At 43.6% G+C, this 25488-nt stretch carries 24 protein-coding genes; 19 read left to right on the top strand and 5 right to left on the bottom strand.

The features are described from left to right. Positions 1 to 53 precede the first annotated feature (53 nt). Positions 54 to 881 carry a hypothetical protein gene (locus tag AC58P7_RS11770; RefSeq protein WP_497342942.1) on the bottom strand — a complete coding sequence of 276 codons (828 nt, stop codon included), beginning with the start codon at positions 879 to 881 and terminating at the stop codon, positions 54 to 56. Positions 882 to 1113: 232 nt separating this feature from the next. Then, the gene (locus AC58P7_RS11765; protein WP_497342940.1) at positions 1114 to 1326 is read right to left on the bottom strand and encodes a hypothetical protein; all 213 of its coding nucleotides are present in this window, start codon (positions 1324 to 1326) and stop codon (positions 1114 to 1116) included. A 225-nt stretch (positions 1327 to 1551) separates the two neighbouring features. Here AC58P7_RS11765 and AC58P7_RS11760 point away from each other — a divergent pair, with 225 nt between their 5' ends. The 3 genes from AC58P7_RS11760 (at position 1552) to AC58P7_RS11750 (ending at position 4693) form a co-directional block, all read left to right on the top strand. Continuing rightward, positions 1552 to 2499, top strand: coding sequence for an ABC transporter ATP-binding protein (locus tag AC58P7_RS11760; RefSeq protein WP_497342938.1), 948 nt, complete (start codon positions 1552 to 1554; stop codon positions 2497 to 2499). Next, positions 2496 to 3599, top strand: a complete 1104-nt coding sequence (locus AC58P7_RS11755) for an ABC transporter permease (protein WP_497342936.1) — start codon at positions 2496 to 2498, stop codon at positions 3597 to 3599. The genes AC58P7_RS11760 and AC58P7_RS11755 overlap by 4 nt, the downstream gene beginning before the upstream one ends. A gap of 527 nt (positions 3600 to 4126) precedes the next feature. After that, positions 4127 to 4693: a Uma2 family endonuclease gene (locus AC58P7_RS11750; RefSeq protein WP_497342934.1), complete on the top strand. Its 567-nt coding sequence runs from the start codon at positions 4127 to 4129 to the stop codon at positions 4691 to 4693. Between the two features lie 42 nt (positions 4694 to 4735). Here the strand turns inward: AC58P7_RS11750 and AC58P7_RS11745 are convergent, their stop codons facing one another. Together AC58P7_RS11745 and yhbH are read right to left on the bottom strand one after the other, a co-directional pair. Further along, on the bottom strand, positions 4736 to 6169 hold the full coding sequence (locus AC58P7_RS11745; protein ID WP_497342932.1) for a SpoVR family protein: 1434 nt from the start codon (positions 6167 to 6169) through the stop codon (positions 4736 to 4738). After that, on the bottom strand, positions 6166 to 7323 hold the full coding sequence (gene yhbH / locus AC58P7_RS11740) for a sporulation protein YhbH (protein ID WP_497342930.1): 1158 nt from the start codon (positions 7321 to 7323) through the stop codon (positions 6166 to 6168). The genes AC58P7_RS11745 and yhbH overlap by 4 nt, the downstream gene beginning before the upstream one ends. Positions 7324 to 7585: 262 nt before the next feature. Here yhbH and AC58P7_RS11735 point away from each other — a divergent pair, with 262 nt between their 5' ends. The 16 genes from AC58P7_RS11735 to AC58P7_RS11660 all read left to right on the top strand — a co-directional run bounded on the left by AC58P7_RS11735 (position 7586) and on the right by AC58P7_RS11660 (position 24611). After that, entirely contained in the window at positions 7586 to 8101 is a 516-nt protein-coding gene (locus AC58P7_RS11735; RefSeq protein ID WP_497343033.1) for an S-layer homology domain-containing protein, read from the top strand. Positions 8102 to 8283: 182 nt separating this feature from the next. After that, positions 8284 to 8670 (top strand): MarR family winged helix-turn-helix transcriptional regulator, encoded by a 387-nt coding sequence (locus AC58P7_RS11730; protein ID WP_497342928.1) that lies wholly within the window; start codon positions 8284 to 8286, stop codon positions 8668 to 8670. A gap of 57 nt (positions 8671 to 8727) precedes the next feature. Next, on the top strand, positions 8728 to 9813 hold the full coding sequence (locus tag AC58P7_RS11725; RefSeq protein WP_497342927.1) for a saccharopine dehydrogenase family protein: 1086 nt from the start codon (positions 8728 to 8730) through the stop codon (positions 9811 to 9813). 125 nt (positions 9814 to 9938) lie between these two features. Continuing rightward, a complete protein-coding gene (locus AC58P7_RS11720; protein ID WP_497343031.1) occupies positions 9939 to 10763 on the top strand; it encodes a response regulator transcription factor in 825 nt (274 codons plus the stop codon). Beyond that, positions 10753 to 12552: a cache domain-containing sensor histidine kinase gene (locus AC58P7_RS11715; protein WP_497342925.1), complete on the top strand. Its 1800-nt coding sequence runs from the start codon at positions 10753 to 10755 to the stop codon at positions 12550 to 12552. The genes AC58P7_RS11720 and AC58P7_RS11715 overlap by 11 nt, the downstream gene beginning before the upstream one ends. A gap of 72 nt (positions 12553 to 12624) precedes the next feature. Next, complete coding sequence (locus AC58P7_RS11710) at positions 12625 to 13968, top strand: ABC transporter substrate-binding protein (protein WP_497342923.1); 1344 nt, start codon at positions 12625 to 12627, stop codon at positions 13966 to 13968. Positions 13969 to 14045: 77 nt separating this feature from the next. Then, positions 14046 to 14930 (top strand): carbohydrate ABC transporter permease, encoded by an 885-nt coding sequence (locus AC58P7_RS11705; protein WP_497342921.1) that lies wholly within the window; start codon positions 14046 to 14048, stop codon positions 14928 to 14930. 16 nt (positions 14931 to 14946) lie between these two features. Continuing rightward, positions 14947 to 15789 (top strand): carbohydrate ABC transporter permease, encoded by an 843-nt coding sequence (locus AC58P7_RS11700; protein ID WP_497342919.1) that lies wholly within the window; start codon positions 14947 to 14949, stop codon positions 15787 to 15789. 36 nt (positions 15790 to 15825) lie between these two features. Further along, positions 15826 to 17340: a glycoside hydrolase family 43 protein gene (locus AC58P7_RS11695; protein ID WP_497342917.1), complete on the top strand. Its 1515-nt coding sequence runs from the start codon at positions 15826 to 15828 to the stop codon at positions 17338 to 17340. A gap of 449 nt (positions 17341 to 17789) precedes the next feature. Then, the gene (locus AC58P7_RS11690) at positions 17790 to 19259 is read left to right on the top strand and encodes a methyl-accepting chemotaxis protein (RefSeq protein WP_497342915.1); all 1470 of its coding nucleotides are present in this window, start codon (positions 17790 to 17792) and stop codon (positions 19257 to 19259) included. Positions 19260 to 19304: 45 nt separating this feature from the next. Continuing rightward, entirely contained in the window at positions 19305 to 20015 is a 711-nt protein-coding gene (locus AC58P7_RS11685; protein ID WP_497342913.1) for an HD-GYP domain-containing protein, read from the top strand. An 80-nt stretch (positions 20016 to 20095) separates the two neighbouring features. After that, positions 20096 to 22651: an EAL domain-containing protein gene (locus AC58P7_RS11680; protein WP_497342911.1), complete on the top strand. Its 2556-nt coding sequence runs from the start codon at positions 20096 to 20098 to the stop codon at positions 22649 to 22651. Between the two features lie 38 nt (positions 22652 to 22689). After that, positions 22690 to 22866 (top strand): hypothetical protein, encoded by a 177-nt coding sequence (locus tag AC58P7_RS11675; protein ID WP_497342909.1) that lies wholly within the window; start codon positions 22690 to 22692, stop codon positions 22864 to 22866. Then, positions 22856 to 23242 (top strand): hypothetical protein, encoded by a 387-nt coding sequence (locus tag AC58P7_RS11670; RefSeq protein ID WP_497342907.1) that lies wholly within the window; start codon positions 22856 to 22858, stop codon positions 23240 to 23242. The genes AC58P7_RS11675 and AC58P7_RS11670 overlap by 11 nt, the downstream gene beginning before the upstream one ends. A 162-nt stretch (positions 23243 to 23404) precedes the next feature. Then, the gene (locus tag AC58P7_RS11665; protein WP_497342905.1) at positions 23405 to 23587 is read left to right on the top strand and encodes a hypothetical protein; all 183 of its coding nucleotides are present in this window, start codon (positions 23405 to 23407) and stop codon (positions 23585 to 23587) included. A 67-nt stretch (positions 23588 to 23654) separates the two neighbouring features. Then, on the top strand, positions 23655 to 24611 hold the full coding sequence (locus AC58P7_RS11660; RefSeq protein ID WP_497342903.1) for a 3'-5' exoribonuclease YhaM family protein: 957 nt from the start codon (positions 23655 to 23657) through the stop codon (positions 24609 to 24611). A 265-nt stretch (positions 24612 to 24876) separates the two neighbouring features. On the opposite strand, the gene AC58P7_RS11655 is transcribed toward AC58P7_RS11660, so the two are convergent. Next, positions 24877 to 25338 carry an Lrp/AsnC family transcriptional regulator gene (locus AC58P7_RS11655; protein ID WP_497342901.1) on the bottom strand — a complete coding sequence of 154 codons (462 nt, stop codon included), beginning with the start codon at positions 25336 to 25338 and terminating at the stop codon, positions 24877 to 24879. Between the last annotated feature and the right edge of the window lie 150 nt (positions 25339 to 25488).

Raw genomic sequence — 25488 nt, 5'->3', positions numbered from 1 at the left:
CTTTCGTGGGGTTTCCTCTTTTCTCTGCTTAGGAAGGGATTACCTCCCTCCACTTATTTCAACAATGCTATCATTTGATACACCTCACGGTGATCGCCTGGCAGTAAGAAATTCGCGACCTTCAGCTGCGAGGAACCATCGCCGTCAAGGAAAAGCCCGTCAACCAGCTGATTCTCCCCTACCTGCTCTTGTACCGCTGTCCGGAACTCCTCACCTGTACAAGGGGTAGGCGCTACAACGAGATATACGTTGTTCATTCGATCATACACGATGCCAGAGCGCATGCGCTTCTCGTTAATCACAGGCATTTCTTCAGAAATGGCTTGCTCGGCCCAGCCAAATGGATTCGTAAGCCCCATGCTTACGCCTCCCTGTGCCCAATAACGCGTGCGATCCATCACCTTCAGCTCGCTCGCATTTTCGACAACTTGGACGGTAAAGGTATGCGCCTTCTCGTCCCACACCAGCGTTCCTCGTTTCCGATCCGTATTGTACCAGCCCGAGCCGTAATCACCAGGTTGCCCCTTTACAGGCAGATCATTGGTCACCGCGATGCTCAGCAAATACCCCTGCCAGAAAAAACCGCCATTAATCCCGTTGTCCTGCCGATCGGTCACATTTGCTTTAATCGCTTTGAGTCCAATGTTCTCTGGCGACGTTTGGATCACATGAAGAAGGACGCCATTCGTAGCCGGTTTGATGCTGTACTCGGTAGTTATTCTTGGAGGCGGTTGAGAAGCCGTATGAAGACCCCAGATTAAGGTCCATACGAAGCTCGTTATCATGATGAGAAGATAGATTAGTAGCTGAGCAGCACGATCTTTGAAAAAGCGGATGACGTACATAGCGTTCTCCATCCCAGCTGTAGTGGTGTTTACCACATTAGAAAGTATAAGTTTTCGGCTCCCGAAAACTGCTTTCTAATTGGCGATAATACTTACCTCTTAACGCGGTCTCTCATCTTTGAATGGCCTCGATAGAAGTATTCTCATTTCTATTAGTCTATGAAAAGAGAAGAGTTTATATGCCTATTTGTCTACGAAAAAAAACGCTTACGAAGGAATCTACCATTCGTAAGCGTTTGGTCATACATCATCTATGTAACGAAATGCGTTAGAAAATCGGAATACGTGCTTTATTTCCATCTTTGGCATATAAAATGGCTTCCGAGCTAAATAAATCTACACGCTCTACGGAATTAACTAAATTCATGGTTGTGAATTTGTTATGGCGAAGTGCGTTGATCAAAGAGGGAATTAATTTGTGGTCCGTGCCGACGAAATTAACAGAAATCGGCTTCTTATTAAATAAAATATTCATTCTCACTTCAACACATCTCCTTCGGAATTGATTATTAAGTAGATATTAAGATTATCATATCCTTCTCAATAAGTTCGTCGATTGGCGGTGTCGGAATTCCACTAGTTCTGTCAGCAAGAATTTGAGATTTTGTTGGCAGTGTGTTCCTCCATGAGAAAGTATAACTGTGAGATCATTTGTTATATGATAGGAGGAGTTACGTAAAATTTGGAAACGGAGGGGGCTAGCGTTATGGAGTCTTCACACATTGTTATTGAAGCGGATGGCTTAATCAAAAATTATGGATCCTTCCAGGCTGTGCGAGGCGTTAACTTTCAGGTCTATCAAGGCGAGGTATTCGGTTTGCTCGGTCCTAATGGCGCTGGAAAAACCACTACAATGGAAATGATCGAGGGGCTGCGGAAGCCTGACGGGGGACGCGCCATTGTGGCTGGATTTGACACACAAAAGGACTTAAGCAAAGTAAAGGAAGTTATCGGGGTTCAGCTGCAATCGACATCCCTATTTGAACTGTTGACCGTTGAGGAAATTATGAAGATGTATGCCAGCTTCTACCCGAGTTCAGTTCCGATTAAGCCGCTATTAGAGGATATGACGTTGATTGATAAAAGAAACGGCCGTGTGAAGCATCTATCTGGCGGGCAAAAGCAGAGGCTTGCCATTGGGCTTGCGCTTCTGAACGATCCAAAAGTCATTTTCTTGGATGAACCTACGACAGGGTTAGATCCAACAGCAAGACGAACGCTGTGGGAGATTATTTTGAAGCTGAAGGAGCGAGGCAAAACGATCGTGCTCTCCACGCATTATATGGAAGAAGCGCATGTGCTTTGCGATCGTATTTGTTTAATGGATCAAGGGAAGGTCGTTGCATTGGATACGCCGCGTAATCTGGTGAGCAGCTTGCAATCAGATAGCGCGATCGAGTTCAGACTGCAGGACTTGGAGGAAGCGGATAAGGAATCAGTTCTTCAGGAGCTTCGCGATATCCGTGAAGTAAAGGGAATCGACGTGCGTAAGGACGTATTCGTCCTCTATACAGATAAGCTGCAAGAATCCTTAATCGACCTCATTGAGAAAAGCGCAGGCGGTAGATTGCAAATGGCAGACTTACAGACACGTACGGCTACGCTGGAAGATGTGTTTATTTCCATGACCGGAAGGAGCTTGAAAGAAGAATGAATGCCTATATCCAATTGACGTTAAGTCAGCTCCGATTTTTTGTGCGAAATCGACAAGTGCTCGTGTTCACCTTGTTCATGCCGCTCTTCTTCATGATTATGCTCGGTTCCTTTCTCGGTAAGGGAAATGATATTACTTTAGACGGCGTTGTTATTGACCAAGATCATAGCACGGAATCTAGTATCATGGTGGAGGCACTTCAAGCAAATAGTATTCTGAAGCTAAAGCCCTCCGATGACTTGGATAAGTCGCTGGAACAACTAAAGCATGGTGATCAGAAGCTAGTTGTTATTATTCAGAAAAATTACGGTGAAGCTGTTGCGAAAAAGGGAGCAGATAGCTCCAAGGCAAGCTTCTTGCAGGTGTATTATGATCAGACGAACCAACAGAGTGCGCAGATCGGACTGCAAACGGTTAGTCAGGTGGCGGATGGTGTTTCCAAACAAATCTCGAACTACGTCCCCATTGTGAAGATCGAACCTGTGGGTGTGCAAGCTTTGCAGCTTAGGTACATTGATTTCCTCGTACCGGGCATTCTCGCGATGATGATCATGTCCAACAACTTAAATGGTGTCTCGGGGCAAATTGCTTCCTGGCGGGAGCGGGGTGTGTTACGGCGCATGCAAAGTACTCCGCTGAAGGCTTCGACGTTCATTGCTGCGCAGATTACCGCGCGCCTCGTGATGAACACGGCCCAAGCCTTGATCGTTTTGCTTGTAGGCGCCTTGATTTTCGGGACGCAGGTTAACGGTTCGTGGTGGCTGCTCCTGCTGTTTGTCGTCATGGGTACATTGACGTTCATGTCTATCGGCTTTATCATCGCCGGCGTGGCCAAAACGCCAGAGAGCGCCGGGCCGATAGCTGGACTGATTTCGTTCCCGCTCATGTTTCTGGGCGGCGTGTTCTTCTCTGTTTCCAGCATGCCGGAGTTCTTGCAGCCGATCGTGAAATCGATCCCGATTACCCAGCTGAGCACCGCCATTCGACAGATTATGAACGTGGGAGCGGGATTCGGGGAGCTGTGGCAGGAAGGGCTGATGCTGGCCATCTGGCTGGTCGTGTCGTTCATTGTGGCGACATTTACGTTTAAGTGGGAGTAAGATGAGGGATGAGTTTCAGCGGTTGATCCGTCTTGAAAACACGGCGACTGAACGTCATTATTTGACTCATTGGCTGCCAAATGCACCAGTTCATGCTTGAGTTGGGATCTATGTTGCCAAAGGGAACGTAGATCCCTTATTTGCCCTCAAAAGCCGGCATTCGGAGGTGAAAGGGAACGAGAGGGCGCTATTTCCGCAAAATAGGGCGTTCTCCACCAAATTTGCGCAAATAGCGTATCTACGTTCCGTTGGCTCATAGAAATGGCGGATATCAAGCAAATAGCGCACTGACGTTCCGCATGAAGGTGGCTAACTCCATCTTCATGGGACATCAGAACCTAAAGACAGCCCAACCTCATCCGAGAGGTTGGGCTTTTGTTGAACCCCTGTATAAGAATAACTTGGATGCAGGTTACATCTACTTTTATTCGGGTTATACTGATTTAAAGAGGTTATTTAGCAACAACTTGCTTGAACATGTTACAATAAATAAAGGCAAGCTCACAATCAGAAGGAGGCCCGACATTATGTCAAATCCGGATGAGAAGAAAATCCACAACTATCAAGATTGGCAGACATGGGACGGAACGTGGGAGTTAATTGATGGCAAAGCTTATAATATGTCACCTGCACCGACCTCCTTACATCAATATATTGTTGGAGAACTGCATTTCGCTTTGAGGACATTTTTTCAGAATCGGAGTTGTTACGTATTCGTGGCTCCATTTGATGTTTTTTTTAGCGAAAGTGAAGAATATGATTCTCCTGATCATGTCACACAGCCTGATCTCTCGGTTGTTTGTTCCAAGGATCAGATCTCAAAAAGCGGCTGTCAAGGTGCTCCAACTATCATCATTGAAGTACTTTCCCCATCAACCGCATTGAAGGACTTTAATGAGAAATTCAACTTGTATCAGAAGTATGGCGTGCAGGAGTACTGGATTGTCGATCCAGGGAATCGAACGGTGCATGTTTATTCGTTACTGGAAGGCAGTTATCAGGTACGTCATTTGTATTCAGAACAGGAAATGATCCAGTCTTTTGTTTTTAAAGATTTACAGGTGCCCCTGAATAAGCTGTTTAGCTTAGAATAAATGAACACTCAAAAGCCCAACCCCACAAGGGTTGGGCTTCTCTCACAAAAACCGACGATGATGCTTCTTTCCATCAAAACTAAACAAAACCGGCTTATCCTCCACAATCGTATGCATATGAATAGTCTTGCCCCACAGCTTATAAATATAAGGCAGCGTTCGCTCCACATATTTCAAATCCAACTCCACGCCTTCAAAAGCGTGCTTCAAATACAACTCCCCGTTGCGCTGATAATCGCCATCCTCGACAACGATATAAGGGAAGCCGCCGTTAACACGGGAGTAGATGAGTTGATCTCGCGTATTTTCCCACGTTTTATCCGTGATTTTCCACTCCGGGCCTTTCTTCTCAAACACGTACAAATCTAATTCTTCAACCAGTGGTTTATTCAAATAGTTGCGGATAAACGATGTATCGGACTCGTATTCGCGTACTTCAAAGATCTTCTTCCTGCCTTGCCCAGGCGCTCGCCCGAATCTGCGAATTTCTTCGTCTGTAGGTGCATCCCAGTGCTTCTCGATATCTTCATAAATTTTCAACCCAAGATAATAGGGATTCAAAGAATGGCGGGACGGAACAACGACGGAGGAGTTCAGTTTGGAGTATTCGATCGTTTCTTCCTCAGTCAAATCCAATTCCCGCAGGATATGCTGATGCCAATAGGAAGCCCAGCCCTCGTTCATGATTTTCGTTTCGAGCTGCGGCCAGAAATACAGCATTTCATCGCGCAGCATAGTTAAGATATCTCGTTGCCATTCTTCCATATACGGGGCATTTTCTTCTATAAAAAGGAGAAGGTCCTTTTCAGGCTTCGGCGGAAAACGCTTCGTATCTTCTTTATCCAGAGAAATAATAGGTTTATTTCGGCTATCTAAGTCCCATAAGTCTTCATACCCGTATGTTGCTTCCGATCGCACTGCTGGTGTAGCGGCTTTGTTATTTTCTTGGCGTTTGCGAGTTTGGCCATACGATAGAGTTAGTACAGGATCAATGTGCTCTTGGATGGCAAGTACGGCATCTATGAATTGTTCAACCTCATCGATCCCATGCTCGATTTCATATTGGCGGATGCGTTCGGCCGTGGCGGACATGCTCTCCACCATATTGCGATTCGTTTTGGAGAAGCGCGCATTATTTTTGAAAAAGTCGCAGTGTGCCAACACGTGCGCAACGATAAGTTTATTTTGAATCAGGGAATTTCCGTCTAAAAGGAAGGCGTAGCAGGGGTCCGAATTAATGACCAATTCGTAAATTTTACTGAGTCCAAAGTCATATTGTGTTTTCATGCGATGAAAATTTTTACCAAAGCTCCAGTGACTATAGCGCGTCGGCATCCCATAGGCACCGAAGGTGTAGATGATTTCTGCCGGACAGATTTCGTACCGCATCGGAAAGAAGTCGAGCCCAAAGCCTTTCGCGATCTCCGTAATTTCATCAATGGCATATTCCAGCTTTTGGATTTCGGATTTACTCACTGTGCAGGCACTCCTTCCTTTTTGGTAAAAAAGGTTTTCAAAGCTTTGTACACTTCGCCTTTTTCACGGATGACGTAATGCAGGAATTTCGGGTTATTAATATGGCGGAAGGCGGACATCAGCGTAGAGCTGCGGTTATATTGATTCACTTCCCCGTAGCCAAACATGTTCGAGCGTTCCATTAATTGCGTAATCAGCTTTACACAGCGCTCGTTATCTGAGGTTAAATTATCGCCATCTGAGAAATGAAATGGATAAATATTAAACTGAGAAGGGGGGTACCTCTTATCAATAATATCAATGGCTGTTTGGTAGGCCGAAGAGCAAATCGTCCCCCCGCTCTCACCTTTGGTGAAGAACTCTTCTTCCGTAACCTCCTTAGCCTCTGTATGGTGCGCGATGAACACAATTTCAACGTTCTCATATTTCGTGCGCAAGAAGCGGGTCATCCAGAAAAAGAAGCTGCGGGCTATGTACTTCTCGAAAGAGCCCATGGAACCAGAGGTATCCATCATGGCAATAATAAGCGCATTGGAATGCGGTTTCTCGATTTCCTCCCATGTTTTGAAACGTAAATCATCCGGCGAAATATGATGAATACCTGGCGAGGTGGATCGAGAATTGCGACGCATATTTTCGAGGATCGTACGCTTCTTATCGATGTTGGACATGATCCCTTTTTTACGAATATCGTTGAAAATGACTTCGGTGGTCGTCATATTCCGCTTCTCTTTTTGCTGCAAATTCGGCAGCTCCAGCTCTGAAAATAACATCGCTTGCAGCTCTTCCATACTGACTTCAGCTTCGTAATAATCCTCGCCGGCTTGATCTCCCGCGCCTTCGCCTTTGCCTGGACCCTGTGCCGGCTGTGGGTCTGTTCCCAATACATCGCCGACTTGTGAGTCGCCGTCTCCCTGACCGACATGTTTGCCTTTGTTGAAGTTATAGCGGAAGCGGTATTCGTCCAAGCTTTTTATAGGTACTTTCACGACTTGTTTACCATTGGACATGACAATGCTTTCATCTGTAACCAGATCAGGAAGGTTCTGTTTGATGGCTTCTTTGACCTTCTCTTGATGCCTGGTTTGATCTTGGTATCCTTTGCGGTGGAGTGACCAATCCTCTTTGGAAACGATAAATAAGGGCTCTGTCATGGGGACACCTCCTTGGCGTTTATGATAAGCGGAATGCTAATCAGACATAGGGAAATAAAGCTTGTTATTAAATATATTCAAGTGCGCGGGGGATATGTGGTGAATTGCTGAGGGAATTTTAGCTAAGAAAAGAAGGCAATATTTTCAATATCATTACTTAAACTGTTGAGAAGTTAATTTCTGATATAATAGAAACATCTCTCTCAAACCGAGATGTTGAGAACAGTTATGCGAAAGATGCGATTGATACACTGGCTTCCAAATATGTGCTACCGGATATGAAGATGGTAGCTTTAAGCCAACTAAAACGGTGACTCGTGCCGAGTTTATCACGATGCTTACGAGAGCGCTCGGTGTCACCCCCGATACAAATGATAGTCAAACCATTTTTAAAGACGTGAAGTCCAGCGATTGGTTTGCGCAATCCGTTGGGACTGCGGTAAAAGCACATCTGATCAGTGGTTACGCCGATGGAACCTTTAAACCGAATGTAGAGATAAGTAGAATGGAAATGCTTCAAATGATCTACAATGCAATGTATTCGACTGGAATGTGGAAGGAGACTGTATCCCCGGAGGATATCGACAAAATTCTCTCCCCCTATGCCGATCATGACAAAATTCAAGGCTGGGCGAAAGAAGCGATGGCCGTAGCGATTAAAACAAGTATTACAAGCGGTGTGGCTGATGGCCAACTGGCACCTGCCATGAATGCAGACCGCGCTCAGAGTGCATCATTTTTGTATCGTATGTTAAAGAATTTAAACCTAATTAACTAATTCCGTCGCGATTCCGGCTGGGACGCAAATTACTGTTCCCGCCGGATGGGACGGGACTATTATCACGGATTCGATGATTGACAAACAATAAGTTAAGGAACTAAACTATAATTATGAATAAGAAAAATGTCTCTCCGTCACTTAGTAGGAATAGAGGAAGTCGTAATCTTGGAAGGTTGATCATGCAGCTTAGGCGGCTCGAACGCCATCCTCAAACTTTTGGAAACGCGGGATCCCTTACTCCGAGTGAAATTCACACGATCGAGGCGATCGGTTACGCGGGTGCCGTATTAATGAGTGAGCTCGCTGCCCGCCTGAGCGTTACGAAAGGCGCTGTATCACAGCTTATCGTCCGTTTGGAAGCTAAAGACTTGGTTACGCGTGCGTCGCATCCACATGATTCGAGAGGGATTGTGATTTCACTTACCGAAAAAGGGAAGGAGGCTTTTACGGCCCACGAAGAAGTGCATGTCGATTTTTACGATCAACTTCGTACTCAGGTAAGCGAGCAAGAAATCGAAATATTTGAGAAATGCATAGAAAAATTAAACGAGTTTTTACAGAAATAAATTTTTTTGCCTACTTAGTTTAGTAACTATACCATTTGGTTAATGGGAGAGAACTTTATGAAGAATGATATTGTGGTGGTTGGCGGATATGGTCATGTAGGAAGAATGATCTGCAGGGATCTGGGGGAGTTATTTCCAGGTAAGGTTTATGCGGCAGGGAGAAGCTTTAGCCGTGCTGAGCAATTCAGCAGCACAACCAATGGGATGGTAAGGCCTTTACAGCTAAATATCAAGGAGGCAGTCGATACGGACATTTTGAAAGACGTCAAACTGGTCGTGATGTGTCTGGATCAGGCGGATGCTGCTTTTGTTCGGACTTGTTTCGGAAGCGGAGTTCATTATGTGGATGTTTCTGCGAACGATTCGTTTCTATCACAATTGGAAGGATTGCAAGCGGAAGCCGCTGAAAATCATGTAACGGCCGTGCTGAGTGTTGGACTCGCTCCGGGGCTGACAAATATGCTGGCTCTTCGCGCCAAACAACTGATGGATCAGACGAATGCCATAGACATTTTCATTATGCTGGGATTGGGGGATCAGCATGGACAAGCCGCTATCGAATGGACCGTTGATAACCTGGGCACGGATTTTGGCGTAGTAAAGGATGGAAGCAGGGTTGTCGTATCCAGCTTCACGGACGGTAAAAAAACGGATTTTGGATCAGAATTGGGGCATAGAAAGGCATATCGGTTTAATTTTTCTGACCAGCATGCACTTACGCGAACGCTTGGTGTGCCATTCGTTTCCACACGTCTCTGTTTCGATTCGATTGCGGTGACCGGTTTGCTGGCGTGGTTGAGAGCATCGGGATTGTTCCGATTATTGCGAATAAAGACGATTCGTAATGCCGCCATTCAATTATTCGGTAAGATGCGATTCGGAAAAGAGATGTTTGCCGTAAAAATCGATGCCTGGGGAAAAAGGGGACAGGAAGATGTGTTGGTTGAGTGCTTATTACAAGGAATAAATGAAGCCAAGATTACCGCAAAGGTGGCCGCTTCTGTGGCGGATATGGTTTACCGCTCGGCGTTACCGCATGGCGTATATCATATTAATCAGTTGTTTGAATTGGAGAACATACTTCCTTCCCTTCCCTCGGAGGCAACCATTGAAACCCGGATCAACGGCAAGAGGTTTTATTGACTTTTCACTTGTACAAAAACCAGGTTCGTAACCTCTCTCCTTACACAAATATGCATTGAACTATTAAACAAAAACTAAGATAATGAACTCACTTACTTCATGTGGGGGGAATTAATGTGATTAGGATGATTATTGCTGATGATGAGCCGATCACTCGAATGGGCTTGCAGTCTTTAGAATGGGAAGAAGAAGGCTTTGAGTTGGTAGGGCTGGGGGCAAATGGCTTGGAGGCTCTAGAGCTGATTCGGGCTGTTCATCCTGATCTGGTATTGACCGATATTAAGATGCCGGGTCTAGACGGGCTAGCCTTAATGGAGCTGATACAAGCAGAGAATCCATCCATCAAATGGGTGTTTATTACGGCCTACCATCAGTTGGATTACGCGATGACCGCGATCAAATTGGGAGCCGTTGGTTTTGTACTCAAGCCTACGGATCCGGATGAAATTATGCAGGCTTGCAGAAAAGCCAAACAAGTGATTGAAGAGGATCGCAAGCGAAATGAGTTAGAGCTTGGTCTGCGGCATCAGTTGAAGGAATATTCGTTTACACTGCAAGGCATGTTGGTACCGGAAGGTGAAATATCCAAGCTGAATGAAGTGATTGCGCAAATCATGGAATACATAGAATTGAATTACATGCAGGAAATGACCATTGCCAAAGTAGCGGACATGCTTCATTATCATCCAGACTATTTGAGCCGCTTATTTAAAAAGGAAACGGGAGAAAACTTCTCAGATACACTCACCCGAATTCGTATGCAAAAAGCTGTGGATATGCTAGCAGACCCGCAGATTAAAGTATTTGAAATAGCCAGTCGGGTTGGAATTCGAGATTCCAGGTATTTTGGACAAATGTTTAAAAAACATTACGGACAAACGCCAAACGATTTTCGTAAGCAGTTATTTTCAAGACATGATGAACGAGGTGGGCACTTAAATGATACGTAACCAGCCAGTAAGCAGGTTGCGGCAATGGATACTAGACATGAAGATTAAAAAAAAATTACTAGTATCCTTCCTCATTTTGAACCTTATTCCATTAGCTGTGATTGGCACGTTAACTTATCAAAAATCCCGATCGCTCATACAGGAAAAAACAAACGCTTACACCACCGATTTATTAACCGAAGTAAGCAAAAATATTGAGTTCAAGATGAAGGAAGTCAAGCGGTTGTACTATTCCCTTTTTACCAATAAAGAAATAAGGGATGCACTAAAAAAAGCCAATCTAGGCTTTCATAGTCAGGTGGAATATTTAGATGAAATGAACAAAATTATGCTCTTGTTGGATGGTGCTATCATTGATAGCGAAGACGTACAGGACATCAGCCTCTATGCTTTAAGTAACGATGTTTTTTCGTCGGGAAATGTCTTGAAATCCAATGATATGGATACGCACGATTGGGATGTACTGAAAGAGAATGAGGGCAATTTAGTTTGGATGAATACGAATCCCGAGCTGCTAACAATTACAGCTAGAAGTTCTATGTTTGATGTGGGAAACCTGAAGAAAATCGGATATTTTGAACTTCATCTTAAAGAAGACGCTTTATATTCGGTTTTTGCGCAGACGAAATTAAACAATGAAGGCGAAATGTATATTATCAATCAGAATGGAAGGATCATTTCACATTCGAATAAATCCTTGATTAATACGACCCCCGATTACCCGTATATAAGTCGCGTGTTACATGGTCCAGAACAAGATCATACTAGCGAGAAGATGGACGGGATTAACTATATCATTACTTATCATGCCATCGGGAATACCGATTGGAAGATCGTCAGTGTCATTCCGGATGCTACATACTCCCAAACGTCTATTGAATTGAAAAATTGGATGTTCGTTATCTTTATTATCTGTATTGTCGTTGCTTTATTTATCGCCTATTTTGTGTCGAACAGTATATCTAAACCCATTCGTCAGCTCTCCGCGATGATGAAAGACGTGGAGAAAGATCGCTTTGATATTCAATTTAACTACAATTCCCGCAATGAGATAGGGGTTATGAGTCGAAACTTTAACCGGATGATTGATCGTATTCATCATTTAATCAACACCGTTTATCAAGAGGAATTGTTGAAGCAGCAGTCGCAGTTAAAATACTTAATGTTCCAAATTAACCCTCATTTTCTCTTTAATACACTAGAAACAATAAATTGGCTTGCGCGCATCAAGAATGTTCCTGAAGTGGGGAAATTATCCAAAGCATTGGGTGATTTAATGCGGGAAGGAATCAAGGGAAAAGAGTACATCCCCCTCCACAAGGAATTGGATAACGTCAATAAGTATGTCTATATTCAGCAACATCGATATGGAGATAAAATTACCATTTCTATCGACATAGATACGATGGCGCTGCCCTTGTTAGTTCCGCGATTTATTCTGCAGCCTTTGGTGGAAAATGCGATTATTCACGGTATGGAAATGAAGATTGATCAAGGGCTTATTGATATTCGCGGTTTTTTTGAGGATGATTTATTTCTCATCACCATAAGTGATAACGGAAACGGTATCGAGGCTGAAAGACTGGCGCAGATTAGGGGGAATTTGCAGGTGACTATTGATGATTCAGGTATGGGGATTGGATTGATCAATGTACATCAACGGGTTCAATTGCATTATGGAAATAGATACGGGTTGCAGATTGATAGCGTCGTAGGCCAGGGTACAGTGGTCACATTAACCTTACCTCGCCAAGATGAGAAGAGGTCGGCAGATTCAACCATGAAGTAAGGAATATCGCATACCCGTTTGAACCCATTTCATCTAAGCTAAGATAGTACAACATTATAGAGGAGGGTTTAAATGAATAAGGTTAAAAGCATTTCAGCATCAATCACCGCTATTTTTGCAATCACGGCTGTATTGTCTGCTTGCGGGACCGAGAAAGCAAGTGAGGCACCCAAAGCTACTGATGCTCCAAAAGCAACGGAAGCGGCTGCAAAGCCCAAAGATAAGATAAAAATGAAAGAATTTGATTGGTTAGAACCGGAAAACAAGGGGATCAATATCCAGAAAGATCTGCTTGCAGAATTTAATGCAAGAACAGATGTGAACGCGACTTTCGAAGTAGCGCATCTCCCTAGTACAGCTTTTTATCCGAAATTAAATGCTCAAATCGCTGGAAATGAAGCGCCGGATGTGTTCACTCTGCATGCTGCTGGAAAATTGAAAACGTATGCGGATTCAGGAAAAGTGCTGGCGCTTAATGAATACCTGGATAAAGATCCAGCGTGGAAAGATCGCTTTATCTCTGGCGCGTTTAATTTATTAACGTTCAATGACAAAATTTATGGTGTTCCGGTTAATTTCGCGGCAGCTACCATGTACTACAATAAAGACATTTTCAAAAAGAATAACCTTGAAGTACCTAAGACGTACGATGAGTTAAAGCATGTGATTGATGTGTTGGTTAAAAATAAAGTGACACCGATTGCAATGGGTGCCAAAGATGCTTGGGTTAGTGCCTTATTTAGTGAGTTTGTAGCCAATCGGATTGGCGGCGACGCACCGTTTAATGCATTGATGGAGGGCAAAGGAACTTGGCTTGATCCTTCTTACATCGAAACAGGCCGTGTATTGCAGGAATTAACAAAAATGAAGGCATTCCCAGAAGGGTTCCTTAGTATTGATAATAATGCAATGACGAGCATGTTCCAAAATGGTCAAGCGGCCATGATGGTTACTGGCAGTTGGGCAATCAATACGTTGGTAAATACCGATTCCAAGGTGAAGGATGTCGTGGGCATTGCTAAATTCCCAACATTTCCGAATGGAAAAGGGGATATTGACACTTGGTTGGGTCAACCTGCATTTAACTTAGTGATAAGTTCAACGGCTAAAGACAAAGATGCAGCTGTTAAATATCTGAAAGTATGGTCCGAGGACAAAACACAAAAACGTGTTGGTGAAGAGCAAGGAGACATTCCAGCTACGAAAGTTACTTTAGATCCAGCTAAAGTGCCAGGGTTAAGTAAAGATTTAAAAGATCAAATGTCCACAATGAAAGGGATGTTCATCTTTTATGATGTGGGACTGGGTGCGAAGATTGGGGACGAATATAACAACACCATCCAATCTATCTTAGCAGGCAAATCACCGGAAGATGCGTTCAAGAGCTTGCAAGCTTATACGGAGAAAAACCGCTAAACCAATAACATTTTCTTATGGAGGGAGAAGATATTCTTCTCTCTTTTTTCATCAAAACAATAATGGAGTGGTTGTTTATGGATAAAATGCTGAGAAAAGGCTCGACCATTGCATTCTTTATAACCCCTGCCCTGTTTCTATATTCGGCAATCGTCTTCATCCCTATCATCGCATCGATTTATTTAAGTTTTTTTGATTGGGATGTTCTGAATCCGATGAAGTTTATAGGGTTGGACAATTATATGCGGATGTTTTCAGATGATGATGTGTTTTTTGTTACGATCCGTAACGTGTTATTTCTCTTAGTGACAAGTTTGGCGATTCAACTGCCATTTGGTTTTTTTCTAGCCTTGATTCTGACTGGAAACGTGCGAGGGAAAGATTTCTTTAAGCTTGTTTTCATTATGCCAGCATTCCTATCGAGTGTCGCCGTGGGTATGATGTGGACATTTATTTATCATCCGCAGATCGGTATTATTAATAATTTACTTGATTGGCTGGGGCTAGATTCACTAAAGCACCTGTGGTTGTCTGAACCCAAAACGGTGATGTGGGCAGTTACAGCGGTTGTATCTTGGCAATTTATTGGGTATACCATGATCCTGTTCATTGCAGCGATACAGAATATTTCCGAGGAAATTTTTGAGGCCGCACGTCTTGAAGGCGCTATCGGATGGAAATTGGTATGTCATATCACCATACCATTGCTTAAACCTATTATTAAAGTAAATACCATTCTCATTTCTATTGGTTCCTTACGATTTTTTGATCTTGTTTATGTCATGACGGGCGGGGGGCCTGCCAATGTATCACAAACACTGGTCGGATATTTGCAAAAACGTTCCTTTGGTCAGTTGGAATATGGCTACGGTAATTCATTAGCTGTCATCTTACTCGTTATGTGCTTAATCGTTACGTTTGCTATTAATAAATTAATTCCTACCAAGGATATTGAAGATTGAGGAAGGAGGTACGCGTATGGAGCAAGGTTCAAGAATGATTCGTCCCATTCAAAAGCTGTCCACTTATTTATTTTTGGGAGTAGGGACGCTTGTCTATATTTATCCTCTGTTTTGGCTTATTGTGAATTCACTCAAGAAAACGCCGGAAATTTTTGAACGTCCCTGGGAACTTCCGCTGCATTGGCTGTGGGGAAACTACATAAATGCATGGATCACAGGGGGAACAGGCCGTTATTTTTATAATTCGGTACTCGTTACGACTGTCACATTACTTCTAGTCTTACTAATAGGTTCAATGGCCTCTTTTGCGATTATTAAATTAAAGTGGAAAGCATCGAAAGGCACGTTAGTTTATTTTCTGATCGGTTTGATGGTTCCGCTGCAAGCAACACTCATTCCTTTGGTTATATTCTTCTCTAAATTAAATCTGATGAATTCGCAAATCGGCTTGATTCTTATTTATGTTGCCTTTGCTTTGCCTACATCGGTACTGGTGCTAAGCGGTTTTATGAGTTCGATTCCCAAAGAAATTATGGAAGCGGCCATTATTGATGGCTGTTCGGTTTACGGTGTTTATTGGCGAGTTTTAATGCCTTTATTGATACCTGCGCTTATGACGGTAGGCATTATGAACTTTGCCGGTATCTGGAATGAACTACTGGTTGTACTAACTTTCATTAACGATGCCAAAAAGATGACACTTCCGATAGGACTATTGAATTTTCAGGGTCAATACGCAACGGATTTTGCGCCGATGTTCGCGGCCATTGTGATGACAACCCTTCCGTCGATCCTTGTCATCTCCATTTTCAATAAACGGATTATTTCTGGTATAACGGCGGGATCTCTTAAAGGGTAGAAAGCAGATTAGGTATTCAGAAAGGAACGATTCTTCATGTCATATTTGAATCCTGTGATCAGTGGGTTTCATCCAGATCCAAGTATATGCCGAGTAGGGACGGATTATTACTTGGTCACGAGTTCATTTGAATACTTTCCGGGGGTACCCATTTTTCATAGTAAGGATCTTGTTCATTGGCAGCAGATTGGACATTGCTTAACCCGCAAGAGTCAATTAGATCTCCATCAAACGATGAGTTCGAAAGGTATTTTTGCCCCGACGATTCGCTATCATCTGGGTCGGTTCTATATGGTCACGACGAACATGACGGTGGGTAGAAACTTTTATGTATGGACAGAGGATCCTTCTGGAACATGGTCGGAGCCGATTTGGTTGGAACAAGAGGGTATTGATCCATCGTTATTCTTTGATGTTGATGGCAAAGTCTATTTGACGAGCAGTCTACCTGATCTGCAGGGCATTTGTCAGAGTGAGATTGAACTTGAAACCGGAAAGTTTCTAACGGAGCCTCGTTTGATATGGTACGGAACCGGGGGCTCATATCCGGAGGCTCCGCATGTATATCGCATTCACGGTCACTATTATTTGATGATTTCCGAAGGTGGTACAGAATATGGTCATATGGTGACGATGGGGAGAAGCGACAGTCCGTTTGGTCCGTTCGAAAGTCATCCGCATAATCCCATCCTTACACATCGAAGCCTGCTCAGTCCGATCCATGCTACGGGGCATGCCGATCTAGTTCAAGCTCATGATGGAAGCTGGTGGGCCGTATTCTTAGGTATTCGGCCTGTAGGTTATCCGAACCGCCACCATCTTGGACGGGAAGTCTTTTTATCTCCTGTGAAGTGGTCGGAAGACGGATGGCCTGCCATTGGACATAACGGACGTGTCGAAATGGAAATGGATGTGCCAACGCTTCCTCTTGAAGAAAGTGATATAAGGCCCATAAGAGATGATTTTAATGATCAACAATTGGGTTATGATTGGAACTTTTTACGTAATCCGAACGAGCAGGATTGGTCACTTGCCCAACGTCCCGGTTGGTTGACTCTGCATGGCTCAAATGTTACTTTGAATGACTTGGATTCGCCTGCTTTTATCGGCCGTAGGCAGCAGCATTTTCAATGTAAGGTATCGACACTGCTTGAGTTTGCTCCAGGTGCAGATGGGGAGGAAGCGGGATTAGCCGTTCTGATGAATGAACGATTTCATTATGAGATCGCTCTAATGCTAATAAAAGGGAAGCAAAAGGTAATCTTTAGACGACGACTTGGCACTCTGTGGAAAATAGAAAGTGAAGTGGACTACGATGGCGATCAGATTGTGCTCAGCATTGAGGCAGATGCTGCTTCCTATACCTTCACATTTTCAGATTCTAAGGGTGTGTCAAAGGTATTGGGAGTCGGGGAGTGCTGCATGCTTTCAACCGAAGTGGCTGGAGGCTTTACAGGCGTTTATTTTGGGTTGTATGCAACTGGAAATAGAGAGAAAACTAAATCTTCAGCCTATTTTGACTGGTTTGATTATGTTTCTTCCGAAAGATAAGCTTCTGAAACGACAACAAAATCTCAAAATTAGAAAAGACGCAATAACCGGGTGTTTACCTGGTTATTGCGTCTTCTTACGCATATCCGCTTAGTTGTTATCGCTCAGATCAATAAATTTCCTTCATTAATCGCTACCAATCATATGTAGGATTTAGAATCAACGCCTTTTTGTGTGATGTAAAATAACATTAATCGACTTTTTCTTTCTCAACTGAATGAAAACGACAAATTAACTCATTTAATGTTACATATGTTGACATAAAATTCGAGTGTCGACTATAATGTTATTATTATCATAGGGTGTGATAGTAATCTAATCTAGCACAATATCGTGCTAAATCGGCAAAGAAGCCGCGCTGACATCTCATTTCAAACGGGTGCCTTGTGGCTTTTTGTGTTTTCGTAATATTGAAATTACTAATAAATACATTTATGGAGGTTTAGCTCATGATCAAGCTATTGAACTTAGCTGAGTATAATCAAATTGAAAGCAGTCTGAGCAAATTGGCGGACGGCGACTTCCGTGTGAATAGTGACGGAGTGGCTATCAAAGAACGATCTACCATGCTGCCGATTTTGAAGAGAACGATCCGAAGTTTAAAATCACTCGTGCGAGTGGTTGACCATTCTTCCAGAGAACTCCATATCAAGATGGAGGACACAAGCGGCAAATCTGCGATGATGTCTGAACAAGTAGAAGGAGTTACCAGTACGATCCGTGAAATTGCAGTCGGCATGCAGGATGCATCGGAGCATGTTTCCGACATTGCAGATGAAATGAATAAAATCCATCACTTTCTTCAGGAAGTTAAAGGGAAGAACGGATCAATTGTAGGTTCGTCGGAAGGATTGTCAGAAGATGTTTCTTTGGGGAAAAGGGAAATGTCTTCCGCTATGGAACAAATGCGCTATATTTCGGGTGAAAGCGTTCAGGTGCAAGAACGGATGAATCGGCTTGGTCAGGCGATTGAGAAAATCGCCGATATTACAAGGCTAATTGAAGAAATAAGCTCTCAAACCCAATTGCTCGCATTAAATGCGAATATTGAAGCAGCTCGTGCAGGGGAACAAGGGAATGGATTTGCGGTTGTCGCAAAAGAGATTACCAAGTTAGCGGTTCAAACCAAGCAGGAAACCTTAGGTATACAAGAACTGATTCGGACTGTGACTCAAAGTGCTGATGTATTGGGAGAGTCTATCAACAAGATAGACGTTACGATAGGAACCGGTGTTCAAACACTGGAAACAGCTGTTGACAAATATAAAAAGGTTGAGACGTTTCTCGTACAAATCGTTGGCGAAATGAGGGAAGTCGACGGAAGACTAGAAGGGATAACTGGCAGCACGTTATCGATTACGGATTCTGTCAATCAAACTTCCGCGATGATCCAGCAAGTAGCTGCCGGTAGTGAAGAAGTATTGGCATCCGTTGAAGTGCAACAACAAAACTTGTTGGATATTAATGATAATATTCAGGAATCGGCTCTAAAAAGTCTGTCACTTCGTTCGTCGGTTTCCCAATTCAGACTACCCTCGCAGCATGACACTCACCCCATACAAAATGAAATGGACCGTTGGATGGAAAGTGCTATGGCTATCCGTGCCGTGATGGTTTCCATGATTGAGTCGCGTGAGATCGAGAAGATCAGAGCGTGGCATCGAAAAAAAGAAATGAACGAGGCTCAATTAGAGATTTGCTTTCAAAACATTGAAGCAAAAGTGAAAACAGAAAAGGATCGTCATTATTTTGATGCGTTGTGTACAATTTGGGGAGAATTCGATCTCATTAAAGAGCAAAATGCTAAATGGATGTTAGAAGGAGAATATGACAACGCGAAGCAAGCATTAATAACAAAAGGGAGAACCTGCTTTAAGAAGGCCATGGACTTAGTGACTGAGTGGATGGAGGGGGAATAACGCAAAAACCTTAGAGAGAGTTTGATAGAGAGAGAGTGTGGAGAAATGGATACCTACTTGTTTAATTTGCTTCAACGTGAAAAGATAAAACAAGAAAAAGCCAACTTTAAACTGATAAGTGAATTGTCTCAAGCCAAAAGTGTTCTCCAGAATCAGGTTCTCGCCAATCAAAAATTGGTCGAAGGGATCGTTGGCGCATTAATCAACGCTTTGGAGGCCAAAGATCCTTATACACAGGGGCATTCTCAGCGTGTTAGCATGATGGCTGCAGAAACTGCCAAAAGTATGGGGTTGCCTCCTCGCAAGTGCGAACAGGTTCGTCTTGCTGCATTATTTCATGATATCGGTAAAATTGGTATTCAAGATTCTATTCTACTTAAAAGGGAACCCTTAACAGACAAAGAATTTGATTTGATCAAGCAGCATCCCGTCTATTCCGTCAAGATCCTGAAACCTGTAGATCCGTTCAATAAAGTGCTCAGGGGCGTACTTTATCATCATGAAAATTGGAACGGGAGCGGCTATCCGGAAGGTTTGAAGGGAGAAGCCATTCCACTGAGCGCGAGCATTATTCACGTAGCGGATTCTTATGACGCCATGACATCGAAAAGATCTTACCGTGCGCCATTAAGCGCATCGGCAGCCTTGGCGGAATTGCAACGATTTAGCCAAGTTCATTACCATCCAGAAGTGGTTCGGTATTTTTGTTCAAATATCAATAACATCTTGAACATCGTATACTCGGATGCACAATAAAAAGATAGGATATGTCCAATGGTTCTCTTCACAGGAGCAGAAGCGGGAGAGGGGATTCTTTTTTGCGGGGAGATATGTAAATGAGCGGAATTCTCTTTTCAGCAGTTAGCATCATGAAGCGGCTAAAATATTGGCAAAAGTTTTTATTAATCGGCACCCTGTTTTTACTACCGATCATGCAGACGGAATATTTGCTATTTTCTGGTATCGCAAAGGACATTCGTTTCGTTCAGAACGAGAGATTGGGAATCGAATATACCAATCATATTCGTACGCTTCTGGAAGCTCTTCAACAACACAGGGGGATCGTTAACGCTTATTTGTCCGGAGACAGATCTTTTCAGGATAATATCGTTCGACAGCAGACCAAAATAGAGGAAACGATCATCGAAATCGACAAGGTTGATCAAAAACTAGGCAGTAGTTTTCATACAACAGCACAATGGAACGCCATTAAGGCTAAGTGGTTTACATTAAAAAGCAGCTTATCACACTTGCAACCGAAAGAAAGCTTCGCTTTGAACAGTGATATTATTAAAGAAAGCTTCGAATTACATACTTCAATTGTATCGAACTTGCTTGCTGTAATCGGAAATATTAAGGATTGGTCCGGCTTGAAAGTTGACCCTGAACATGACAGCTATTATCTCATGGACACCCTCATCATGAAGCTTCCCTCCATCATTGAAACCGTAGGACAGACAAGAGGTATCGGAGTAGGTATTGCTGCAAAGCGAGCTATAATGGAAGATGAAAAAACACAACTTATTATTCTGTCTGGCATCATCCGCTCATCGATGAACGGATTAGCCGATACCCCCGCTGATTTCGGACATTCCAAGCTGAACGAAGAGCTTACTATGCATATCCAGGAAAACGTTTGGGAAACAACATCATTTTTAAAATATCTTAGCAATCAAATTATAGATACGACCCGAATTACCGTACAGCCGTCCGAATTTTTTGAAAGGGCAACAAAGGTGATCGATTCCGGATTTAGACTCTACGATTCAGAATCTCCCGTGCTTGATCGCTTACTTCAAGAGCGTTTGCATCAGTTGAATGCAAAGAAAGATTTTATAACCCTTTTTTCGTGTGTCATCATCTTGTTGCTGCTCTACCTTTTTGTCGCGTTTAATGTTTCCGTGCTCCAAACTGTTCTAGCGTTAAAGAAAGCTGCTATACGGATTGTCGGGGGAGACCTGACAGCGCGATTAGACATTGATTCCAAGGATGAACTAGGGCAAGTTTCGATGGCCTTTAATAAGATGATAGACGCGTTCGATGAGATGATATCTGAACGTACACGGCATGAGAAGCAAATCGAAAGGCTTGCGTTCTACGACGCACTAACCGGGCTGCCCAACCGTGTTTTGTTCAACGATCGACTCGAACTTGCTATAGCAACCGCGGAAAAATGTCGTCAAATGTTTGCCGTGATGTTTCTGGACTTGGACCGCTTCAAAAATATTAACGATACATTGGGACACGATGTGGGTGATCTATTATTAAAAAAGGTTGCTGATCGACTGAAGGAGTGTCTGTGGGAAGAAGATACGATTTCAAGGATAGGAGGAGACGAGTTTTTACTGATTATTCCTAGGATTAGCGGCACCAACAGTGTCAGTAAGGTTGCGGAAAAAATGATTAATCGCTTTTCCGAGCCGGTAGTGATAAATGGGCATGAACTTGTTGTTTCACTAAGCATAGGCATTAGCTTGTATCCGTTCGATGGAAAAAGCCTTGAAGTTTTGATGAAAAATGCAGATACGGCGATGTATTATGCGAAAGGCGAAGGCAGGAATAATTTCCAGATTTACAACAGTGAAATGAATGCGCTGTCAGATGAACGATTGCGTATGGAGGTAAATCTGCGAAGAGCACTCGAGCGCAACGAGTTTACGGTGTACTATCAACCACGTATTACCTTAATAGATGGAAAGATTTCAGGCATGGAAGCGTTGGTTCGGTGGCAGCGTCCTGAAGTGGGGCTTGTAGCACCGGGTGAATTTATTCCTCTTGCTGAAGAAATTGGCCTGATCGTCCCTCTTGGTGAATGGATACTCAGGATGGCTTGCAACCAGAATAAACACTGGCAGAATAGCGGTATCGATCCGTTGCGAATTTCAGTTAACATCTCAGCTGTCCAGTTCCATCGGGATGGATTTGTGGAGGTCGTGAAGCGGGCTTTACAGGAGTCTTCGCTGGAACCCAAATGGTTAGAGCTAGAGCTGACGGAGAGCATAGTCATGGATAATGTGACAAAGAGCATTAAGAAATTGATTGAATTGAAAGAAGTGGGGGTTCATATCTCCATCGATGATTTTGGCACTGGCTTTTCATCATTGAACTATTTGAAGCACTTCCCCATTGATACATTGAAAATCGATCGTTCCTTTATCCAGGATGTCCCGGAATCCCCCAAAGATATTGCTATCATCAAGACGATTATTGCTCTCGGTCGAAGGCTTCATCTAAAAGTGGTTGCAGAAGGAGTCGAAACGAAAGATCAATACACTTTCCTGAGTTCCCGGAAATGTAATGAAGGACAGGGTTATTTCTTTAGCAGACCTTTACCTGCTGATGAAGCAGTGAAATTATTGAGAAATCCGACTACCCTAGAGGGGGAGATGTAGTAAGGTGATGAGATTTGAGAAATTGGTTCATTAGTAATATGAAATCGACAGTAATCTTCTGCATCATTCTCTTATTCATTGCCATAATTGGCGGTGCAATAGCCTACTTTGGACTTCATCGAGACAGTAATGGGGAATTCACGCTGCATACACATGCGACCTATCGGCCAGATGTGGTTGTCGCGAAGTGTGAAGCCTTCGTATGTGGTCGATAATTCGGATGATGCAGCGTTAATCCGCAAGCTCGGTGTGCAGCCGCTCCCAGGATTGGAAGCGCTTTATGGAGCTAAGGGACGCGAATATATGAGTGGTACGTATATGATGAAATTCAAAGGGGTCGATTGGGACAAGTTTCAAACGCATTTTTGGGCAATGGATAATATTGAGCGCGCTCATAAATACGGACCAGAAACCTATGTGAATGCACACATCGCCTACGGATTCCCGCCGATTGTGTCAGCTTATGAACTTCATGATAAGAATAATCTCAATCTGCGAGGTTTAAACATTCTTAATCAGGGCGACGGGGAAATCATCATCAACGCGCTGCAAGTATACGATATCGATCCGAGTAGGGAGGAATCGGGATGAGGAGAAGAGCATCCACTATACGTCACTGGAAAGAACGGGCTCGATTCCCTCGGTAGACATGTATGTTTTAAATAGTTTTGTGCTCGTGAGCTGGGCGAAACTCGCGGAAGCGTTAGGCTACAACTGGAAGTGGAATGAGGCTGGGGATGAGGTCATTGTGAGATGAAGAATGGTTATCCGCTCATTGTTATCGAGAAAGAAGGAAGGGCGGACTACTATGCTGCGCTTGATGAAGCTCACACCGCTGGGAATCATGACCCATTTATTCAGCTTGTTTCTGCAATTTTGAATCAAACTTTTGATTTTTACCAGCACTGCGGAAACGGACACGCCATAAATTTCTAGGAACGCCACTAATCAATTGGGAGCATTTCGTAGTATAATGTTCCTATTGATTATTGGAGGCACATACATGACATTAATTAAACAACTACAAGCACCAGATGAATTTACAGGTTTTTACTTAATAAAAGAGTTGGAAGTTAAACAGACCAATACAACACCTGCCAAGGATTTCATGGATATTGTACTCTGTGATGCGAGCGGCCAAGTATCCGCGAAAATGTGGGATGTGAGCATTGCGGATAAGGAAACCTTTTTCCCGATGACCTTGGTGAAGGTGCAGGGACTTGTGCAAATGTACCGCGAACGCTTACAGGTGAAAATCGGTAAGATTCGTAAAGCGCTGCCGGAAGATGGCGTGCAAATTACTGATTTTATTCGTTCCGCACCGATCAGTCCAGCCGATCTTATTCATACGATTAACAGCGTTTTGGCGAGTATTACAAACCCGACGATTCAATCCATCGTTTCGTTTTGTGTGGCGAAGGTTGGGGATAAGCTAGATCATTATCCAGCTGCCAAAACGCATCACCATGCCTATTTCGCGGGCCTTGCCTATCATATCGTACGGATGCTGGAGCTTGGCGAATTTATTTGCAAACAGCGGCCTTTCCTCAATGCTGATCTGATCAAAGCCGGGATTATCCTTCATGACATCGCCAAGCCAGAGGAAATGATTGCCCAGCTTGGCATCGTATCTGACTATAGCGTGCAAGGGAAGCTGCTGGGTCACATCTCCATGGCGTCCAATTGGATTACGGAGGCTGCTCTGCATCTTGGGCTAGATCTCCAATCGGATCTCGTGATTGGATTGCAGCATATTGTGCTGTCCCACCACAATTTACCGGAGTGGGGAAGTCCCGTACTGCCGCAGCTACCCGAGGCCGTGGCTCTGCATTACATCGATTCGATGGATGCCAAGCTGCAAATGGTCGAGGATACGCTGCTCATCACACCGGAGTCCGAGCCATGGACGCCGATGATTCGTGGGTTAGAGAACAAAGCGATGTATCGATTGAAGCTGTAGGATAGAGGAACGGAAGAAGAGTCATCGGCAAGTAGAGAAATCTACCTGGCGATGGCTTTTTTTGTGCTTGAGGTAGAAGGTTTGATTCAAAGTTGCTAGGGAGGTGGATTTTAAAGTAGATAAGTCCTATGTGGCGATTACCGCGTGGTACCCTTCAGCACAAGTACCGATACCAGCATCGGCACCGGCTCCTAGTTGGAGGGTACCCTTGAAAAAAATGTATTTTTTCCAGTTAGTTGGGTATGAGGAGGGAACACAGAACCTATCAAAGCTCCAGCCCGGTCCCCTGCTTGAAACGTTTAATAACCATCTGCGTATTCACACGCACCACGCCATTTAATTTATAAATATTCTGATAGAGAAAGGCCTCGAGCGCAGCGTCATCTTTCAGCAGTGCATGCATATGCAGGGAACTCGTGCCGGTCATTTGATATATGGATACCACATTGGGGTCAGCCGAAAGTGTGTTTCCAACTTCCTCCGCGTAGCGCGGCTCCACTTCCACCTCGAAAAAAGCGCTAACCACCTTTCCGAGCTTCGTCGCATTCAAACGTATCGTGAAATTCTCGATGATCTCGTTTTCGATGAGATTTTCTACGCGCTTTTGAATCGCGACACGCGATAAATTCAAAATTTCACCAATTCGCGCATAGGACATTCTCCCATTCTCGTGCAGCAGCTTAATAATTTCTTGATCAACAGGATCAAGCACGTGTAAATCTAACATAAACATCACTCCATTTCATCGCACTGAAATATATACACTTGATCATATTTTCTCGATTTCATCAAAAAACATCACTAAAATCCACTGAATATTGAATAATGTTAATATAACATAACTAAAAATAGAAATAAACGTAACAATTCATCAATT

It is taken from the genome of Paenibacillus sp. J22FR5, assembly GCF_059691975.1.
Note: the sequence above shows the minus strand (reverse complement) of the source record. Positions and strands in the feature narration are given on the sequence as shown.